The sequence below is a fragment of the Segetibacter aerophilus genome (genome assembly GCF_007991655.1).
GTDB lineage: Bacteria > Bacteroidota > Bacteroidia > Chitinophagales > Chitinophagaceae > Segetibacter > Segetibacter aerophilus.
The window spans coordinates 1-16877 of the sequence record NZ_BJYT01000025.1 but is presented as its reverse complement, the minus strand read 5'-3'; the positions used below and the strand labels follow the sequence as shown (position 1 = coordinate 16877).

The window sequence follows — 16877 nt, the reverse complement described above, 5'->3', positions numbered from 1 at the left end:
CACAGTTATTCCTTTGGAATTAACCAAATAGGTTCAAAAGTTTTAGCGAAGGAAGCCTACCATGTTAACGTGGCGAAAATTTAGCTTTAAAAGTTGAAGACTCGTATCACCTTTACAAATCGGCCAAGATAGTAAACATTTAAAGGGGTAATAGTTACGCCGTTTGCTTTGCCGGAGGAACTATGAATAAATTCCACCTGGTCGTTGTGCACTGAATTAATTATACCCATATGTCCTACTTCCCTAATCGTGCTGTCCGTGCCTGTAAATAAAATTAGGTCTCCCGGTTTTGCCTGCTTAATGTCTATATGCGTGTTGTAATGTGTAAAGTCAATAGAAGATCTGGGCACTGCAATACTAAAATGATTAAAAACATACGTTATGAACCCTGAACAATCAAAGCCATTTACAGGATCGGACGATCCGTATCGGTACTTTACACCAATTAAAGAATTGGCAAAGGCCAATAATTGTTCCGGCTTAGTGTTGCCTGTGTTAATAGTGTTGCCTGTAGTGTTATTTGTATTCGCCTGAAGTGGAATGGGTTTTTGCTTTTCAACGTCCGCGGGAATCTCGGCTTTTGCCTGTACCATTTCAGTAGAGTCTTCTACTGCGGGGGAGGTAGGAATTTTCCCGTTATAATATTTGCAGGCAGTAGTTAAAGCAAGAAAAAGTAAAGCAACTATTCGCATACGTTCAGTACACAAAAATCTAACCAACAGGATCTTATAAGTTTTTAATGCAATGCCATAATGGGCAGGCGATTTAGACGTGCAAGTTCTTTAGTGAAACTCTTATGGAACAAGCCCTCCCACAAGCCGTGCCTTTTAGGCATCACCAATAATAGTTGAATTTGATTTTCTTCCACAAATCGTCCAATGGCTTGAACAACCCGGCTTTCAAAAATGGTATGATAAACAGGTTCTATCTCTTTAAGATTATTGCTTACCATTTCTTCATTGCCTGCTTCCGTAGATCCGGGCTTTAATGCGTTAGCTGTAACATAAATGACGTGAAGCTTAGATTCGGTAAAGCGAATTATGTTGATAAGGGTATTGAAAGGCGTCTTGCTATTTATATTTTTAAGATTGCATGCAAAGGCAATATTTTGTAAGGGTCTAAATGAAACGTCAGGTGGAATAGTAAGCACCGGAACGGGCAGATCGCGAAGCAGGTTTAAAATGTCGCCGTCCCATGACCAAAGATCGCCATAGTTTCCGCCGGTACCGAGAATTACCAGCGATGCTTGCATTTCATCGATTTCATTTTTCAATCCAACCAGTAACCTTCCGGTCGCGACCTTTCCGATAACATTTAAACCGCCGTATTCCTCCTGGACCCATTCGAGTTCTTCATGCAAATCCATTTCCGCATCATCTAAAGCGTTGTTGATGGTTGCCAGTGCAATTCCATCTCCTGAATAGTTTGCCGGAATAGTATATACATGCAGCAGGACAATACTAATCTCTTCTTTATCGGCCTTGTTTTTTATTAAAGAACAGGTGTATGCCAGTGCATTACGCGACGTTTCTGAAAAATTGGTACAGACAATAATCGTTGGCATAAGTCAATAAGGTTTACTGAATGTGATTATCGTAAGGTAACAATTAATAAAGAACTATACATGCTATAAGGCCAAGCCTAAAGTGCTTGGTAAACGGTTTAAACAGATTTTGCCTGGAAAGCCGAAAAAGAGAAATTTATTAAAGGGTAAAAATACTTCTGGAAATAAGCGAAGTAACTACGAGATGGAAGGTCAGGGAAATGACTACAAGTACAAGTGAGTGACACAACAATGCAGGGTTAAGAACAAAAGTCAGGACAATAAAGGGCAAAAAAAATGGCAAGTTACTTACATCGCACCGCTACAACCATTTACCCTTGCTGCATTCCTGCCCTGGGGGGTTCAATAGGAGCTGGTCGTATAAGACTTGCCGGGGCAAAAGTATGGGAATGCAATTAAATTACAAAAAATAGAAGAAGGATTTTGGGGATTGCAACCACAAGGATCTGAAGCGCCATAATTGCCTTTTGATAAGAAATATCTTTTGATGAACTAGAAATTATTTTGAAGCAGAAGCGGCAAGCTTCGGCAATACTTTTTCTCCGAAATCCTGGATAAATGTTTCCTGGTCTCGATTAACGTTGTGAAGGATGACGGTGTCGAAACCAAGATCGATATAAGATGCAATCAGATCAGCGTGTACTTGTAGATCTGATGAGATATTCACCATTTCCTTCAACTTGTCAATAGTCACAAATTCTCCAAGGGCATCGAATTGTTCTACTTTATGTAAGTCGCCCAGCACTGTACCTTGAAAAATATTTGTTCGCCATTGATCATACGCTCCGTCAATGGCTGCCTGTTCGTCTCGTGCATACGACAACTGCACTTTTACAATCATTGGTTTACCCTCACCACCACCTTTTCGGAAAGCTTTCACAGTTTGCTCCAGTTCATCTAAAGGTTTATGAATTGTCGTCAATCCATCTGCCCAGCTTCCAACCCATTCGGCAGTTTCTTCAGTGACCGCGGCCCCGTATAAAAGTGGTAATGGTGAAGGCAGCGTATAAAGCTTTGCGCACTCAACTGTTACCCTTCCATGACGGGTAACTTCTTTGCCTGTAAAGAGATCTCTGATCACATCAACGGCTTCCCGAAGTCTGGCGTTTCTTTCTGATTTAATTGGCCATATCTCACCCGTGATCCTTTCGTTTAGTGCTTCACCGCTCCCTAAAGAAATATGAAAGCGACCGGGAAACATTTCAGCAAGCGTAGCTGAAGCCTGGGCCACAATAGCGGGATGATTTCTTTGGCCGGGAGAACAGACAACGCCAAAAGGCAAAGAGGTAGCTTGCATCGCCGCGCCCAGCCATGCGAAAGAATATCCGCTTTGCCCCTGCCTTTCGCTCCAGGGATGAAAATGGTCAGATGAATTGATTGCTTGAAAACCTGCTTTTTCTGCCATTACCGCGAGTCTTACAAGTTCGCTTGGTGCAAACTGTTCGTGCGAAGCCTGGTAGCCTACTATACTCATTTCTTCTTCGTTTATATGAATTGGAATTTTTGCAATTCACATTCCAGTTTTATTTATCTGTGTTCCTTACGTCACTTCTTTAAAAGAACAAAATCGAGCGGAGTCAATAGCGCAGAGTGGGAATAAACTTTTACGGAATGAGCGATTGTGGGAAAGCAATTTGCAGTAGATAGATGTGATTCTTCCTTCAGGGAAGTATTTTATATAGAAAGTAGTTTTTATTGTTTGGTGAAAAAGCCAATATTTTCCTTCAAACTAACAAATGTCTATCTCCGTTGTTTCTTACACATGCAACCTACAAGACCAATTTTTTTAAAAGCACGTTGGGAAAACCTGGTAATGATAAATTATGAAGTTGACCCGGCTATCCTTTTACCTCATTTACCACCGTGCACAGAGTTGGACACTTTTAACAATAAAACACTGGTTAGTGTGGTTGGCTTCATGTTTAACGATACCAGGGTTTTTCGTTTCCGTTGGCCCTATCACACAAACTTCGAAGAGGTGAATCTTCGTTTTTACGTCAAAAATTTTGATGGAAAAACGTGGAAGAGGGGAGTAGTATTCATTTCTGAGATTGTTCCCAGTCCAATTATTTCTTTCATTGCCAACAAACTCTATCACGAGCATTACAGCGCAAAGCGAATGAAGCACGAAACAGAAATCAGCGGCGATGAGATCTTTATAAAGTACGAATGGAAGCACCGTAAAAAATGGAACACTTTACAGGTGAAAGCAGAAACGTCTTTGACAGACATTAAACCGGGAAGTGAAGAGGAATTTATTTTCGAGCATTATTGGGGCTATAATAAGTACAATGAAACTACCACTATCGAGTACGGAGTAGAGCACAATGTGTGGCAAGTGCACCAGGTACGAGACTGGAAATTGGAATGTGACGCAGCGTCACTCTATGGGAAAGAGTTTGAACCTTTTTTAGCAGCAAAACCTACATCAGTATTTCTTGCCAAAGGATCTGAAGTTGTAATAAGGAAGCCGGTGTTTATAAAAAAAGGTTGACAAACGGCTCTAATCCTGCCATCTGTCAACCATTACCAATCAACTTATAAAGTTGCCATATCTATTACAAAACGATACCTAACATCGCCTTTCAACATTCTCTCGTATGCTTCATTAATGTCTTTGATTGCAATAACTTCTACGTCCGAGGTTATTCCATGCTCTGCACAATAATCAAGCATTTCCTGTGTTTCAGGTAAACCCCCAATCAGCGAACCGGCAATACTCCTTCTTTGATAGATCAGGTTGAATGCGGGGATTTGCGCTGCTGTAGGTGGCGCACCTACACAAATCATAATTCCGTTTGTATTCAGCATGCTTAAATACATATTGTAATCGTGTTCAGCAGAAACAGTGTCTATTATAAAGTCAAAAGAGTTGGCAAGACCTTTAATTTGTTCGGGATCTTTGGTCAACGCAAACTTATGAGCTCCCAATCTTTTGGCATCTGCTTCTTTAGCTGGCGATGTACTTAGCATGGTAACTTCTGCGCCGAACGACACAGCAAATTTTACTGCCATGTGCCCCAATCCACCAAGACCTAAAATCGCTACTTTATGCCCCTTTCCAACCTTCCAGTAACGAAGCGGAGAATAGGTGGTTATGCCTGCACATAACAGTGGTGCCACAGCTTCCAGTGCAAGCTTCTCTGATACCTTTAGCACGAAACTTTCATCGGTAACAATCACGCTTGAGTAACCACCCAAAGTGTTTGAGCCATCCACTCTATCCGGGCTGTTATAAGTAAACGTGGCGCCCTTTTCGCAATATTGCTCCAGTCCTTGCTGGCAGTTGTGGCACTCGCGACAAGAGTCAACAAGACACCCTACACCTGCAAGGTCACCCGCCTTAAATTTGTTTACCTGATCGCCCACTGACGTCACCCTTCCAACGATTTCATGCCCGGGAACGCAAGGGTATACTGCAGGTCCCCATTCGCTTCGAACGGTGTGAAGGTCAGAATGGCAAACACCACAATACAAAATTTCTATTTGTACATCATGCGGCCGCAAGTCTCTTCTTTGAAACGAGTACGGACCTAATGGCTCAGTTGCAGAATGTGCTGCGTATGCTTTAGCTTCTGTCATAATTATTTTTTGTGCAAAAGTAAACATTCAGCTAAGTCGTTATGTTCATTTTGCTGCAAATAATGCAATTACACCTTCTTGAAATTTAGAAATCAATTGAATGTAAGGTTACCGGCAGAGGGTCGCCCATGTTACATCCTTGCGACGCTCCGTTCAACTTTCAATCTTTATGCAACACTTTTCCAAATCCGCAAAAAGCGTTTAAAGCCATCTAGATATCAACGGAGTCATATACAATTACCTTTTCCCAAAGGGAAGAACAATTCTTTATAAACTCCAGGTGGATAGGGTGGTCCTGGTAAGTTTTCTGCCCGGCAAGATCATCAAAAAACAACAGTTCGGATGCGCTAAACGTCGCGTCTACTACAGATCGCTCCTCAGTTTTTGCAGTTACTCCAATATGTATCGCACGAACGGTTTCAATTTTTTTAAGTGTTTGTAATCCTGCTAAAAGTTTGGCTAAATCTTCTTTAGAATTAGGGTTCTTTAACCAAAAGAAAACATGGTGAATTACCTGTTTTTTATTTTGCTTTTTGCCAAGTGGCATAGCAGAAGCAGCTAAACCGCCGCCGAGAATACCTGTTGCAGTTAGAAAATTTCTACGGGTTTGTTTTTTCATGAAGTAATCTTAAAGTGTTAATGATTGTTCCGCCGAAATTAATAATTGTAATCTTTAAAAGCAGCCTTTGTTCTTTCTGATAGTATTCTTACAGTTTGAAGGTTTTTTAAATGCTTTTGCACCCAGATGAAATAAAAAGTTATTGTATTATCTTTATTTCCCACAAACATCAGGACGATTGTAACAACTGAAATGAATTATTACAAGAGTCTATGTTTCAAGTTTACCTCTATACTTTCACACTTTTAACTTGTCAATTATGAAAATACTTTTCCTTTTTATGCTGATTTGTACCGTTACAGCAAACACTTATTGCCAGTCTAAAGTGCTGGCACCAGATGCTCAAATTAAGTTAGCGTTGCTATCAGCACCCGAAGACAAAAGAGAGGGTGCAACAGTAATGGGTTACTCAGCAACAAAAGAATTAACTGTGCTACGAAAAGGTACCAACGAATTAATTTGTCTTGCAGACGATCCGGATCAGCCTGGTTTTTCTGCAGCTTGTTATCATAAAGATCTTGAGCCGTTTATGCAGCGCGGAAGAGACCTTAAAAAGCAGGGGAAAAAAGGTGACGACATTTTTAAACTCCGCGAGGAGGAAGTGAAGGCTGGTAAGCTTGCAATGCCAAAGCAGCCTTCTACGTTATTTGTTTATTCAGCTTCAAAAGAAGATTATGACGAAGGCGGCGGCGGAGTAAAGAACGGCTACCTACGTTCTGTTATTTATATACCCTATGCTACTGCTGAAAGTACCGGTCTTCCTTTAAAACCTGCTGCCCCCGGTTTGCCCTGGATTATGAACCCCGGAACTCACGGAGCTCATATCATGATCAATCCTCCGGTACAGAAAGAGGCAAATAAACAGTAGCTAAATGTCTTCGATTTTGACGCCATCATTATTGTGTACAAGAGTGCGACGCAAGCAAGGCCACATGCCTATTATTCGCCGGATTAAAAATATTTCTCGTTAGAAACTGCTTGCTGTCCAACCTTTATCTTCGCAGCATGATGAAAATTTTGAAGGGTTTATTGCTCACAACTTTTTGCTTTCATATTTCAACTGTTTATTGTCAAACTCCTGCTACTTATAGTAGTGCTGACATTTACCAACAGCTTAAAAAATTAAATGTTTTAGGAAGTATCTTATATATCGCGGCCCACCCCGACGATGAAAATAACGGGTTGCTTCCATACTTTGCGAAAGAGAAGCTTTACCGCACGGGCTATTTAAGCCTCACTCGCGGTGATGGCGGCCAGAACCTGATTGGCAGCGAGCAAGGCTATGAACTGGGCATGATCCGTACGCAGGAGTTATTAGCAGCAAGACGAATAGATGGCGCTGAGCAATTTTTTAGTCGGGCGTATGAGTTTGGTTTTAGTAAAAGCTCAGAAGAAGCCTTAAAATTTTGGGGCAGAGACAAAATTTTAAGCGACGTAGTTTGGGTTATCAGGCAATACCAGCCTGACGTGATCATTAAACGTTTTCCACCTGATAAAAGGGCTGGTCATGGTCACCATGCGGCCTCTGCCATCTTAGCCGACGAAGCTTTCACAGCCGCTGCCGATCCCAACCGTTTTCCGGAGCAATTTAAGTATGGGGTAAAGCCATGGCAGGCAAAGAGAATTCTTTGGAACACATTCAATTTCGGCGGCAACAACACTACCAGTGAGGACCAGTTGAAAATTGAAGTCGGCGGCTATAATCCTCTCGTTGGCAAAAGCTATGGCGAACTTGGGGGCGAGGCAAGAAGCATGCACAAAAGCCAGGGTGAAGGAAGGCCAAGAAGACGTGGTTCTGTAACCGAATACTTCACCACAACTGCAGGCGAAGCACCAAAGACAGATTTGATGGATGGAATTGTAATTGACTGGAAAAGAATAGCAGGAGGTGAGAATATTGGCAGTTTGGTAAATGGGGTCCTAAATGATTTCAAGCTTGAAAACCCCGCGGCATCAGTTACAGGATTGATAAGAATTTATAACGCAATAAAGGCTTTACCCGAAAGCAACTGGAGAAATAAAAAACTGATTGAAACACAAAATTTAATAGAAGCCTGCGCCGGATTTTTTGCGGAAGCAACGACAAACGAGCAGAACGTAGTACAGGGCGACAGGTTGCCGGTAACCTTTTTTATGAATAGCCGTACCGGCATTAATGCAACCGTAAAGAACATAAGGTTTGAAGGTTTTGACAGCACTTTTTCTTCAACGCTTGCATCCAACCAAACTCTATCAATCAACAAAGTTTTTCGTGTTAGTCCTGATAAAAAGATAACCCAACCTTACTGGCTTGAGTATCCGCAATCAGAAGGAGCATTTGACGTAAGAGACCAGATGCTGATAGGCAAAGCAGAAAACGATCCGGCGTTTGAAGCAACTTTCATCATCAATATCGAAGGAACAGATTTTACTATTCGTCGTCCCGTTCAATACAAAGTTGTCGATCCCGCTAAGGGAGAATTATATCAACCGGTAGCAGTTTTACCTAAGGTGGAGTTTAATTATGCAAGAGAAAATTACGTTTCTTTAAATGGCGGTCCTGTAGCTGCGCCTATCCACTTTAAAACCAATTTTCACGATTCTACCCGCTATATCATCAGTCAAAAATATTCTGCTGCCTGGGTTAACAATTTTCCTTCAGTTAATTACAGTGCAGCCAATAGTGAGAATACCATCTCGAGTACGTTTACCGCCAAGTCTAAAGAAACCAATACGACCGAACCCATTAGCTTAAGTACGATTGATGGTAAGTATAGTGGTTATACAAAAACGATTTCGTACGAGCACATTCCGACCATTACCTATTTCCCGAAAGCAAAAGCTAACCTGCTGAAGGTAGATGTGAAAACAGTTGGCAGAAAAGTCGGCTATATCGTTGGAGCCGGTGATAAAGTTCCTGAGGCCTTAAGTGCCCTCGGCTACGATGTTTCTTACCTGGATGAAGAGGATATAAACGATCAGAACCTGAAACAATTCGACGCAATAGTTGTAGGTATTCGTGCTTATAACATTTTCGAATTTTTAAGTAATAAGAACGATGTGTTTAATCGTTATGTAGAGAACGGAGGTAACATGATTGTTCAGTACATGAAGAGTATGCAGGTTGGTTTAAAGAAAATTCAGACAGGTCCTTATCCGTTTACAATTGCCGGCACCAGGGTTACAGAAGAAAATGCAAAGGTGAATTTATTACTGCCACAACATGCTGTTTTTAATTATCCTAATAAAATCACAGACAAAGATTTTGATGGCTGGATCCAGGAGCGAAGCACGTACCAGGTAGACCAATCAGATGAGCACTACGAAAAACTAATTAGTATGAACGACGCCGGCGAGAAAGAAAGCAACGGAAGCCTTGCAATTGCTAAATATGGCAAAGGAAATTATGCTTACGTCGGTCTTGTTTTGTTTAGGCAATTGCCGGCAGGTGTACCAGGAGCTTACAGGTTAATGGCAAATTTAATAGGGCTTCCTAAAAACAAATAACATGGCAAAACAATATCAGCCCAGGAAGAAGATAGGATTTGCAGTGCTTGTTATTATTGGTTTGCTTTTAGGGCTCGCAATAAAACACGTTGCAATTGGTTTAATTATAGGATTGGTATTCGGTTTACTTGCCAGTGGAATGATAGATGGGGGCAGGAAAGGAGATGGGAAAGGATGACAGTTGTTGGATGACTGATGACAGAAGGGATAATAAGTTATCGGCTTTTGTGTTACCGGCATTTGTTCCCTGGTTAATCATCGTTGCGTCGCATTTCGTTCATCTGAAGATTCCTTATGTAGCTTTTTTTAAGTAGGATTAAGCTCTCTGTTCTGTCAACCGTCGTCTATCAACTATGATCTTTGTAAAAACGCACGCATTTGAAGACCAAAACCGAACATATTCCGCTTTTTAAAAAATGGAGCCACTGGTATTGGTTTGTGATTCTGTTTCTGATACTATTCATTATCTTTCTTTCCTGGTTCACTAATTATTTTTCATGAGTGGTATCGATTGGATTGTCTTGTCATTGACCTTGCTAAGCATCATTGCTTATGGCTTATACAAGAGCCGTACATCAAAAGATCTCGATGGTTATTTTCTAAGCAACAGAACAATGCCTTGGTACCTCGTGCTGCTAAGCATAATGGGTACGCAGGCAAGTGCCGTTACTTTTCTCTCAGCTCCTGGCCAGGCCTACACCGACGGAATGCGTTTCGTACAATATTATTTCGGACTGCCATTAGCAATGGTTGTTTTATGCATCACGTTCGTACCGCTTTTTAGCAGACTGAAAGTGTACACCGCCTACGAGTTTTTAGAGAAGCGCTTTGATGTAAAGACGAGATTACTTACCTCCTTTCTTTTTTTGCTGCAAAGAGGGTTGTCTACCGGTATCAGTATTTATGCGCCTTCCATTATACTTTCTTCTTTATTAGGATGGGATATTTTTCTTACCAATATTGTTATGGGTGGACTGTTAATTATTTACACTGTTACAGGCGGTGCAAAAGCAGTTGCCTACACCCAGCAGCTTCAGTTTGTAATCATCTTCATCGGGATGTTTCTTGCCGGTTATATGATTGTTCATTTACTTCCTCAAAATATTGGTTTTGCAGATGCATTACGTGTTAGTGGAGCGTCAGGCAAAATGAACGTAATCACCACCGGAACAAAAGATGGTCATTTTGACTGGAACGACAAATACAACATTTGGAGTGGTATCATTGGCGGCTTCTTTTTAGCCCTTTCATATTTCGGTACAGATCAAAGCCAGGTGGGTCGATATCTGACGGCCAAAAATAGTACTGAAAGTAAGTTAGGGCTTTTGATAAATGGAGTAGTTAAAGTCCCTATGCAGTTTTTCATCCTGCTGATTGGCGCAATGCTTTTTACTTTTTACCAGTTCAAGCCTTCGCCTGTTTTTCATAATGGTGCTGTAGAGCGAAAGGCTCAACAAACAAATTTTAAAGATTCGCTTGCGGCGATACAAGCAAATTATGTAGTTAAGAATACAAGGCAAGGCGAGCTAGGTTTGCAGTTTTTAGATGCATTTCATAAAAACGACGAAGTGCACGTAAATGCTTTAAAGGACAGCATTCAAACTAACAACTTCCAACTTGACTCGTTGCGCAAGTCTTACAAAACCTACATAAAAAAAGCACTTCCGTTGGATGATAACAACGACACCAACTACATCTTTCTTCGCTTTGTAATTGACTATTTGCCTGTAGGATTAATTGGGTTGTTGATAGCAATTATTTTTTTAGCAGCCTGGGGTTCAATAGCCGCTGCATTAAATTCTTTGGCTTCGTGTACTATGATTGATTTCCATCGCCGCTATCACAACGCCAGCCAGGACACAAGTGAAGAACAATCTAAAAAGGAGTTTCGACTCTCACGCTATTATACTTTTGCGTGGGGCATCTTCTGTATCATCGTAGCCCAGTTTGCCTATAAGATGGGCAGTCTTATAGAGGCAGTAAATATACTTGGATCGCTCTTTTACGGCGTTATTCTTGGGATCTTTCTCGTTGCCTTTTATTTAAAAAAGATTGGTGGAAAAGCAGTCTTTTGGAGCGCTGTTATATCAGAAATAATTGTAGTGACTCTGTTTGTATTAAACCAAAAAGAGTTAATTGACCTAAGTTTCCTTTGGTTAAATGCGGTTGGGGCTCTGCTTGTTGTCTCATTTGCCCTTGCCTTTCAGACGGTAGTAAAACCGGTGCATAAAGAATCTGTTTAGAGATTTTTATCTAACTTCCTTTCCAAAATATTTGTTGCCCAAAAGCACTTTTTTCCAAAACAATTTTTCCACAAAACAACTACAACCAGGAAATGAAAGCACTCTATACTTACTTCAGTTTTTTATTTTTATTATTCTTATCCGTACAAAATTTACAGGCTCAGCAGGCCCCTTTTTATAGTGAAATTCAGCAATTCAAAAAGCAGGACAGTATTTCATTTCCACCTAAAAATGCAATCCTTCTAGTCGGTAGCTCCTCGTTTAGAAAGTGGCAGGACGTGCAGGCTTACTTTCCCGGTTATACAATTGTTAACCGTGGGTTTGGTGGCTCTGTTTTACCTGATGTTATTCGTTATGCAAATGACATCATCATCCCTTATCATCCTAAACAGGTAATTGTTTATTGCGGCGACAATGACCTAGCTTCTTCAGACACCATCACACCTGAAATTGTTACCCGTCGCTTCAAACAACTCTTTTACATCGTAAGAGGTAAGTTGCCAACAGCGACTATAACCTACGTTTCTATTAAGCCTAGTCCGAGCCGACAAAAGTTGATGTCGAAAATGATAGAGACCAATTCGATGATTTTGAAATTTTTAAGAACACAGAAGAACACATCATACATCGACGTTTTTCATCCAATGATGTTGCCGACCGGCAGAGCTATCCCCGAGATTTTTCTTTCTGATAGCCTCCACATGAACGAGAAAGGATATGCCATATGGAAGAAGGCAATGGAGCCTAAGCTAAAAAAATAAGCAATAGCAGAATTCAAACTTGTAATATTTCTGCAAGCTTAATTTACTTGCGTTTTAAAATTCTTCACTCTGTAAATCTTCTTATGCAACATTGGAAAGAGCTCTTCATTAAATCTGCTTCGCTAATTGAAGAAAAATGGGATGAGCTTAGTTCAAACATGAGTCAGCGGTTGGGACTTACTGATCCTGTTCAGATAGTACCCTATCGAACTTATGGCACTGCACAACGAGTGTATATCAAGGGACGTGTACTGGAAGACAAAAAAATAACAAGCGCAGGAGATAAAGACACCATACTTAATAACCTCCTCAATATGTACAAGCGCTTCGAAAGTGATGAAGTGCAAGGGGCAGAGTTGAAAGTTGTACTCGGAGACGAAGAACATTCAGTAATAAGTGACCAGGAAGGATATTTTGTACTTGACCTCAATCCTGTTACACCGATTGTTAATGAGAATCTTTGGCACCAAATACCTTTGTATCTGCAGAACGCCCCAATACCTTTTGAAAAAAACGTGCAGGTACATACAGAAGTGATGATACCTCCGGTCGATGCAGAGTTTGGTATTATTAGCGACATCGATGATACCGTTATAAAAACGGCTGCTACCAGCATGTTGGCGATGGGTAAGACGGTGCTGATGAACAATGCAAGAACAAGGTTACCGTTTGCGGGAGTTGCAGAATTTTACAAGGCACTTCAGCTCGGCCGTAACGGCAAACGCAACAACCCATTTTTCTACGTAAGCAGCAGCCCCTGGAACATGTATGACCTTTTGAAAGACTTTCTTGATTTTAACCAAATTCCTGCCGGGCCATTGCTGCTTCGCGACATTGGTTTCGGCGGAAAGTCTGCTCTGCGTGGCGGGCACATGGGGCATAAGTTCAAAGAGATAAAACAAATTTTGGAGGCGTATCCGGATTTGAAGTTTGTGCTTATTGGAGACAGCGGACAAGAAGATCCAAAGATTTACCGCGAGGTTGTAAAACAGTTTCCTGACCGTGTGCTTGCTATTTACATTCGTGATGTACAATTACCTGAAAGAGAAAAAATAGCAGTAGATGTTTCAAAGTCGCTTTTGGAAGATAAAGTTGAAATGGTAATTGTTGACAACACCGTAGAGGCCGCAGAACATGCCGCAAAAATTAATCTCATTTACACTGAAGCTATACCGGCAGTCGAGCAAGAGAAGAGAGAAGATAAAGGACAAGAACCGGGAAAAGAAGACGAAAGTGTAATCTAGTCTCTTACTTACGACCTTTTAAGCAACCATTTTTATAAAGTAAAAAAGCTTCAATAAAGATCGAAACAAGGATGTTTCTGCGTAGTGTAAGCCGATAAGCAATTTGTAAAATAGCCATCTTAGCTATTGGCTGAAAGATGGACGTCGTGAATAAAATAATTTAAATTAGCAGTAAAAAGCTATGGCAAAAGAAACGACGAAAATAGTATTGCAATCAATGATTGCCCTTTCAAGTGCAGCGCTAGGTTTGGTAGCCGCACTAGCATGGAATGATGCAATTAAGGAAACGATCAAGCTGTTTCTTCATGGAGATGAGAGCTTGTCATCAAAATACATTTATGCAGTTTTCGCCACCATACTCGCGGTAGTTGTAGTGTTGATCCTTGCACGAATTGCAGCTAAGGTGGGCGGTGAAGCACTGATCAGCCGTGAGGCAGAAGGATAAAGAAAATGGGCGGTGAAACCTGATTCAGTTATACCGCTTGCTTAAATGTAGTGTTTCCAAAACATTCAACTCAAGTACATTTGATCTCTTGCAGTATTACTCCCGAAGGTTTAAAGAAAATTACTATGATTATTTGCCATTTGAGAAATGTCTCCTTTTTTTGTTCAATCCTTTTCTTGCAAACGCTGCGAGCCCAGACTTCCATCCAGCAGTATCAGAATATAAAATTTTCGCAGGTCGAAATCAATGACAAGTTCTGGCGGCCGAAGATCGAAAAAATATCTACTGTTACCATTCCCGTGTGTATTGACCAGACGGAAGTAAAGACTCCCCGCATCAGGAATTTTGAAATTGCTGCCGGAAAACGCAAGGGTAAATTCGAAGGTATTTTCTATGATGCTTCCGATGTCTTTAAAGCGCTTGAAGCGATAGCCTATTCGCTCAAAAATCATCCTGATCCGATACTTGAAAAGAAGGCGGACGACTGGATTGATTTAATAGCTGGGGCACAACAAAAGGATGGATACATCAACACCTACTACACCTTGCAATTTCCGGAGAAGCGCTGGACAGACATGAGTATGCATGAAGACTACAACGGCGGGCACTTAATCGAAGCTGCTGTTGCTTATTTTGATGCAACAGGCAAAAGGAAATTGTTAGACGTAGCGATAAAATTTGCAGACCATTTTGCATCTCTTTTCGGCCCTGCCAAACAGCATTGGGTTACCGGCCACCAGGAACTTGAACTAGCCTTGGTTAAGTTATTTGTAACCACCAAGAACGACAAGTATTTGAAATTGGCTGATTGGTTGCTCAGTGAACGAGGCCACAAAAACGCCAAAGGTTATACATGGACCGATTGGAAAGACACAGCGTACGCACAGGATATAAAACCTGTAAAGGAGCAAAAAGAAATTACCGGTCATGCTGTTCGGGCAATGTACATGTATACGGGCGCAGCAGACGTTGCTGCGCTAACAGGCGACAAAGGCTATGTAAAAGCAATGGAAGACGTGTGGGAAGATGTTGTTTATCGCAACATGTACATCACAGGTGGTATCGGATCTGCGGGAAGGAACGAAGGTTTTTCAACCGATTATGATTTACCCAATGAAAGCGCTTATTGCGAAACCTGCGCCTCTGTTGGCATGGTATTATGGAACCAAAGAATGGGAATGTTAACGGGTGATAGCAAGTACATCGACGTACTTGAAAGAAGTTTGTACAACGGTGCCCTGGATGGAATTTCTCTTGAAGGCAGCCAATTCTTTTATGGTAATCCACTTGCTTCCATAGGCAGAAATGCAAGGCGCGATTGGTTTGGAACTGCATGCTGTCCGGCGAACATTGCAAGGCTAATTGCTTCCCTAGGAAATTATATATACGGGAGCAACAATAATGAAGTATATGTCAATCTCTTTGTGGGCAGCAAGACTTCCATTCCTATAGGCAAGCAGCAAGTACCGGTTGTTATGAAAACGAACTATCCCTGGGATGGCAATGTTCAGCTAACACTTTCCCCGGTGAAGAAAACCAATTTTAACCTTCACATCCGTATCCCGGGTTGGGCAAATGGTGAAGCCGTTCCTGGTGGCTTGTATCGTTTTGCGGATACCTCTGTAACACCTTTTATAGTTAAACTGAATGGTAAAGAAGTGCCTTACAAAAGAGAGAAAGGGTATATCGTGTTACAGAAAGAATGGAAGCAGGGAGACGTGGTAGAACTTACCTTGCCAATGGATATAAAAAGAGTAATCAGCAGACCAGAGGTAACTGAAAATGTTGAAAGAGTTGCACTGCAAAGGGGCCCTTTGGTGTATTGCATAGAAAGTACCGACAACAACGGAAAAGCCTGGAATCTCATACTTCCCGCCAACACCAATCTAACTGCAGTCGAAAAGACCGTTCTTTCCGAACCTGTTATTTCTATACAAGGCCCTACGCCTCAGTTGACAGTTTCATCCGACGGCACAAACATTACCACTGAGAATAAGCAGATGGTTGCGATACCCTATTACACCTGGGCAAATCGTCAAAAGAGCGAAATGCAGGTTTGGCTGCCAACAAAGATTAAAGATGTGAAGGTAAATAGGTAGGGTAGCGTTTATGTTTCGTTGTAGGTAATACCGAAAAACCTTTCATTAACGTTGAAAGTAGTTTTGTTGTTTTTTGTACAAACATTATATCCCTGGTATATCATCGTTGCGTCGCTTTTCGGTTATCTGTAAATCTTCGATGGGGCCTTTTATACAATTTATAGAGGATTTTCTTCACCCAAAGAATCGCTAATAATTGACTTCTAAAAACAAAGAACAAGCATACAAAAAAACCTTTATTACTAACGGAAATTGTTAAGTCTATAGTTACTTTTGGCTCTCTATCTACAATTTTCTATGGAACCTTTTAACCGTTTTATTTTTCGTTTTCCCTCAGCAAGAGCTACTTCTTGTTTCTCTTTATTTATTCTTTCTTTTTTTATTTTCCCTGCTATTGTTTTCGCCCAGACCAATAAAATAACATTGTCGGGTTTAATTAAAGACAGCAAATCGAAACAGGGGATCCCTTATGTAAATGTCACTTTAAAAAATGCTAAAGACAGCAGCTTCGTCGTAGGTACTATCACTAATGAGGAAGGACGTTTCACAATGGCCGATGTGAAAAGCGGGAACTATCATCTCGAGATTTCTTACATAGGTTTTCAAGCCAAAATTCAACCAGTTCTAGTTGGACAACTCAGCGCATTTTTAGACTTAGGTAATATAGAATTAGAAAGGGATTCTAAGGTATTAGATGCAGTTACGGTGACTGCATCGCAAGCCAACGGAGTATCCGACAAGATGGATAAGAAGTCTTTTTCTATTGCTGACAATGTTAGCCAAGCTGGCGGCTCTGTTTTACAGGCAATGAATAATCTTCCGGGCGTTACCACA

General features: G+C 41.1%; 15 protein-coding genes and 1 other RNA gene. 10 read left to right on the top strand and 6 right to left on the bottom strand.

All coding sequences use genetic code 11. The annotated features are described in order from the left end of the window. Positions 1–86: 86 nt before the first annotated feature. From SAE01_RS20605 to SAE01_RS20590, 4 genes are all read right to left on the bottom strand, one after another. A complete protein-coding gene (locus SAE01_RS20605; RefSeq protein WP_147205699.1) occupies positions 87–692 on the bottom strand; it encodes a C40 family peptidase in 606 nt (201 codons plus the stop codon). A 44-nt stretch (positions 693–736) separates the two neighbouring features. After that, a complete protein-coding gene (locus SAE01_RS20600) occupies positions 737–1564 on the bottom strand; it encodes a universal stress protein (protein ID WP_147205698.1) in 828 nt (275 codons plus the stop codon). Positions 1565–1838: 274 nt separating this feature from the next. Then, positions 1839–1937, bottom strand: an RNA gene (gene ffs / locus SAE01_RS20595) — signal recognition particle sRNA small type. 126 nt (positions 1938–2063) lie between these two features. Continuing rightward, a complete protein-coding gene (locus SAE01_RS20590; RefSeq protein WP_147205697.1) occupies positions 2064–3038 on the bottom strand; it encodes a TIGR03885 family FMN-dependent LLM class oxidoreductase in 975 nt (324 codons plus the stop codon). Between the two features lie 288 nt (positions 3039–3326). Here SAE01_RS20590 and SAE01_RS20585 point away from each other — a divergent pair, with 288 nt between their 5' ends. Next, positions 3327–4058: a YqjF family protein gene (locus tag SAE01_RS20585; protein ID WP_147205696.1), complete on the top strand. Its 732-nt coding sequence runs from the start codon at positions 3327–3329 to the stop codon at positions 4056–4058. A 44-nt stretch (positions 4059–4102) separates the two neighbouring features. Here the strand turns inward: SAE01_RS20585 and SAE01_RS20580 are convergent, their stop codons facing one another. Continuing rightward, positions 4103–5146 carry an NAD(P)-dependent alcohol dehydrogenase gene (locus tag SAE01_RS20580; protein ID WP_147205695.1) on the bottom strand — a complete coding sequence of 348 codons (1044 nt, stop codon included), beginning with the start codon at positions 5144–5146 and terminating at the stop codon, positions 4103–4105. A 211-nt stretch (positions 5147–5357) separates the two neighbouring features. Next, on the bottom strand, positions 5358–5765 hold the full coding sequence (locus SAE01_RS20575; protein ID WP_147205694.1) for a Dabb family protein: 408 nt from the start codon (positions 5763–5765) through the stop codon (positions 5358–5360). Between the two features lie 259 nt (positions 5766–6024). On the opposite strand from SAE01_RS20575, the gene SAE01_RS20570 reads away from it, so the two are divergent. The 9 genes from SAE01_RS20570 to SAE01_RS20535 all read left to right on the top strand — a co-directional run. Then, positions 6025–6633, top strand: a complete 609-nt coding sequence (locus SAE01_RS20570; protein WP_147205693.1) for a hypothetical protein — start codon at positions 6025–6027, stop codon at positions 6631–6633. A 137-nt stretch (positions 6634–6770) separates the two neighbouring features. After that, positions 6771–9251, top strand: coding sequence for a PIG-L family deacetylase (locus SAE01_RS20565; protein WP_246113293.1), 2481 nt, complete (start codon positions 6771–6773; stop codon positions 9249–9251). Between the two features lies 1 nt (position 9252). Then, positions 9253–9429, top strand: a complete 177-nt coding sequence (locus SAE01_RS24590; protein WP_170234226.1) for a hypothetical protein — start codon at positions 9253–9255, stop codon at positions 9427–9429. Positions 9430–9748: 319 nt separating this feature from the next. Then, on the top strand, positions 9749–11494 hold the full coding sequence (locus SAE01_RS20560) for a sodium:solute symporter family protein (RefSeq protein ID WP_147205692.1): 1746 nt from the start codon (positions 9749–9751) through the stop codon (positions 11492–11494). A gap of 92 nt (positions 11495–11586) precedes the next feature. Further along, positions 11587–12255 (top strand): GDSL-type esterase/lipase family protein, encoded by a 669-nt coding sequence (locus SAE01_RS20555; protein ID WP_147205691.1) that lies wholly within the window; start codon positions 11587–11589, stop codon positions 12253–12255. A gap of 83 nt (positions 12256–12338) precedes the next feature. Next, the gene (locus SAE01_RS20550) at positions 12339–13499 is read left to right on the top strand and encodes an App1 family protein phosphatidate phosphatase (protein WP_147205690.1); all 1161 of its coding nucleotides are present in this window, start codon (positions 12339–12341) and stop codon (positions 13497–13499) included. 181 nt (positions 13500–13680) lie between these two features. Further along, complete coding sequence (locus SAE01_RS20545) at positions 13681–13944, top strand: DUF5654 family protein (RefSeq protein ID WP_147205689.1); 264 nt, start codon at positions 13681–13683, stop codon at positions 13942–13944. 176 nt (positions 13945–14120) lie between these two features. Beyond that, positions 14121–16043, top strand: a complete 1923-nt coding sequence (locus tag SAE01_RS20540; RefSeq protein ID WP_218029209.1) for a glycoside hydrolase family 127 protein — start codon at positions 14121–14123, stop codon at positions 16041–16043. A 297-nt stretch (positions 16044–16340) separates the two neighbouring features. Continuing rightward, positions 16341–16877, top strand: a 537-nt coding sequence (locus SAE01_RS20535; protein ID WP_147205687.1) for a carboxypeptidase-like regulatory domain-containing protein, incomplete at its 3' end; no start/stop codon positions are given.

What these genes read in the sequence shown, in the direction of transcription:
- SAE01_RS20590 (WP_147205697.1), bottom strand. Translation starts at nt 3,038, where the DNA reads ATGAGTATAGTAGGCTACCAGGCTTCGCACGAACAGTTTGCACCAAGC.
- SAE01_RS20605 (WP_147205699.1), bottom strand. Translation starts at nt 692, where the DNA reads ATGCGAATAGTTGCTTTACTTTTTCTTGCTTTAACTACTGCCTGCAAA.
- SAE01_RS20555 (WP_147205691.1), top strand. Translation starts at nt 11,587, where the DNA reads ATGAAAGCACTCTATACTTACTTCAGTTTTTTATTTTTATTATTCTTA.
- SAE01_RS24590 (WP_170234226.1), top strand. Translation starts at nt 9,253, where the DNA reads ATGGCAAAACAATATCAGCCCAGGAAGAAGATAGGATTTGCAGTGCTT.
- SAE01_RS20600 (WP_147205698.1), bottom strand. Translation starts at nt 1,564, where the DNA reads ATGCCAACGATTATTGTCTGTACCAATTTTTCAGAAACGTCGCGTAAT.
- SAE01_RS20580 (WP_147205695.1), bottom strand. Translation starts at nt 5,146, where the DNA reads ATGACAGAAGCTAAAGCATACGCAGCACATTCTGCAACTGAGCCATTA.
- SAE01_RS20545 (WP_147205689.1), top strand. Translation starts at nt 13,681, where the DNA reads ATGGCAAAAGAAACGACGAAAATAGTATTGCAATCAATGATTGCCCTT.
- SAE01_RS20575 (WP_147205694.1), bottom strand. Translation starts at nt 5,765, where the DNA reads ATGAAAAAACAAACCCGTAGAAATTTTCTAACTGCAACAGGTATTCTC.
- SAE01_RS20570 (WP_147205693.1), top strand. Translation starts at nt 6,025, where the DNA reads ATGAAAATACTTTTCCTTTTTATGCTGATTTGTACCGTTACAGCAAAC.
- SAE01_RS20565 (WP_246113293.1), top strand. Translation starts at nt 6,771, where the DNA reads ATGATGAAAATTTTGAAGGGTTTATTGCTCACAACTTTTTGCTTTCAT.
- SAE01_RS20560 (WP_147205692.1), top strand. Translation starts at nt 9,749, where the DNA reads ATGAGTGGTATCGATTGGATTGTCTTGTCATTGACCTTGCTAAGCATC.
- SAE01_RS20550 (WP_147205690.1), top strand. Translation starts at nt 12,339, where the DNA reads ATGCAACATTGGAAAGAGCTCTTCATTAAATCTGCTTCGCTAATTGAA.
- SAE01_RS20585 (WP_147205696.1), top strand. Translation starts at nt 3,327, where the DNA reads ATGCAACCTACAAGACCAATTTTTTTAAAAGCACGTTGGGAAAACCTG.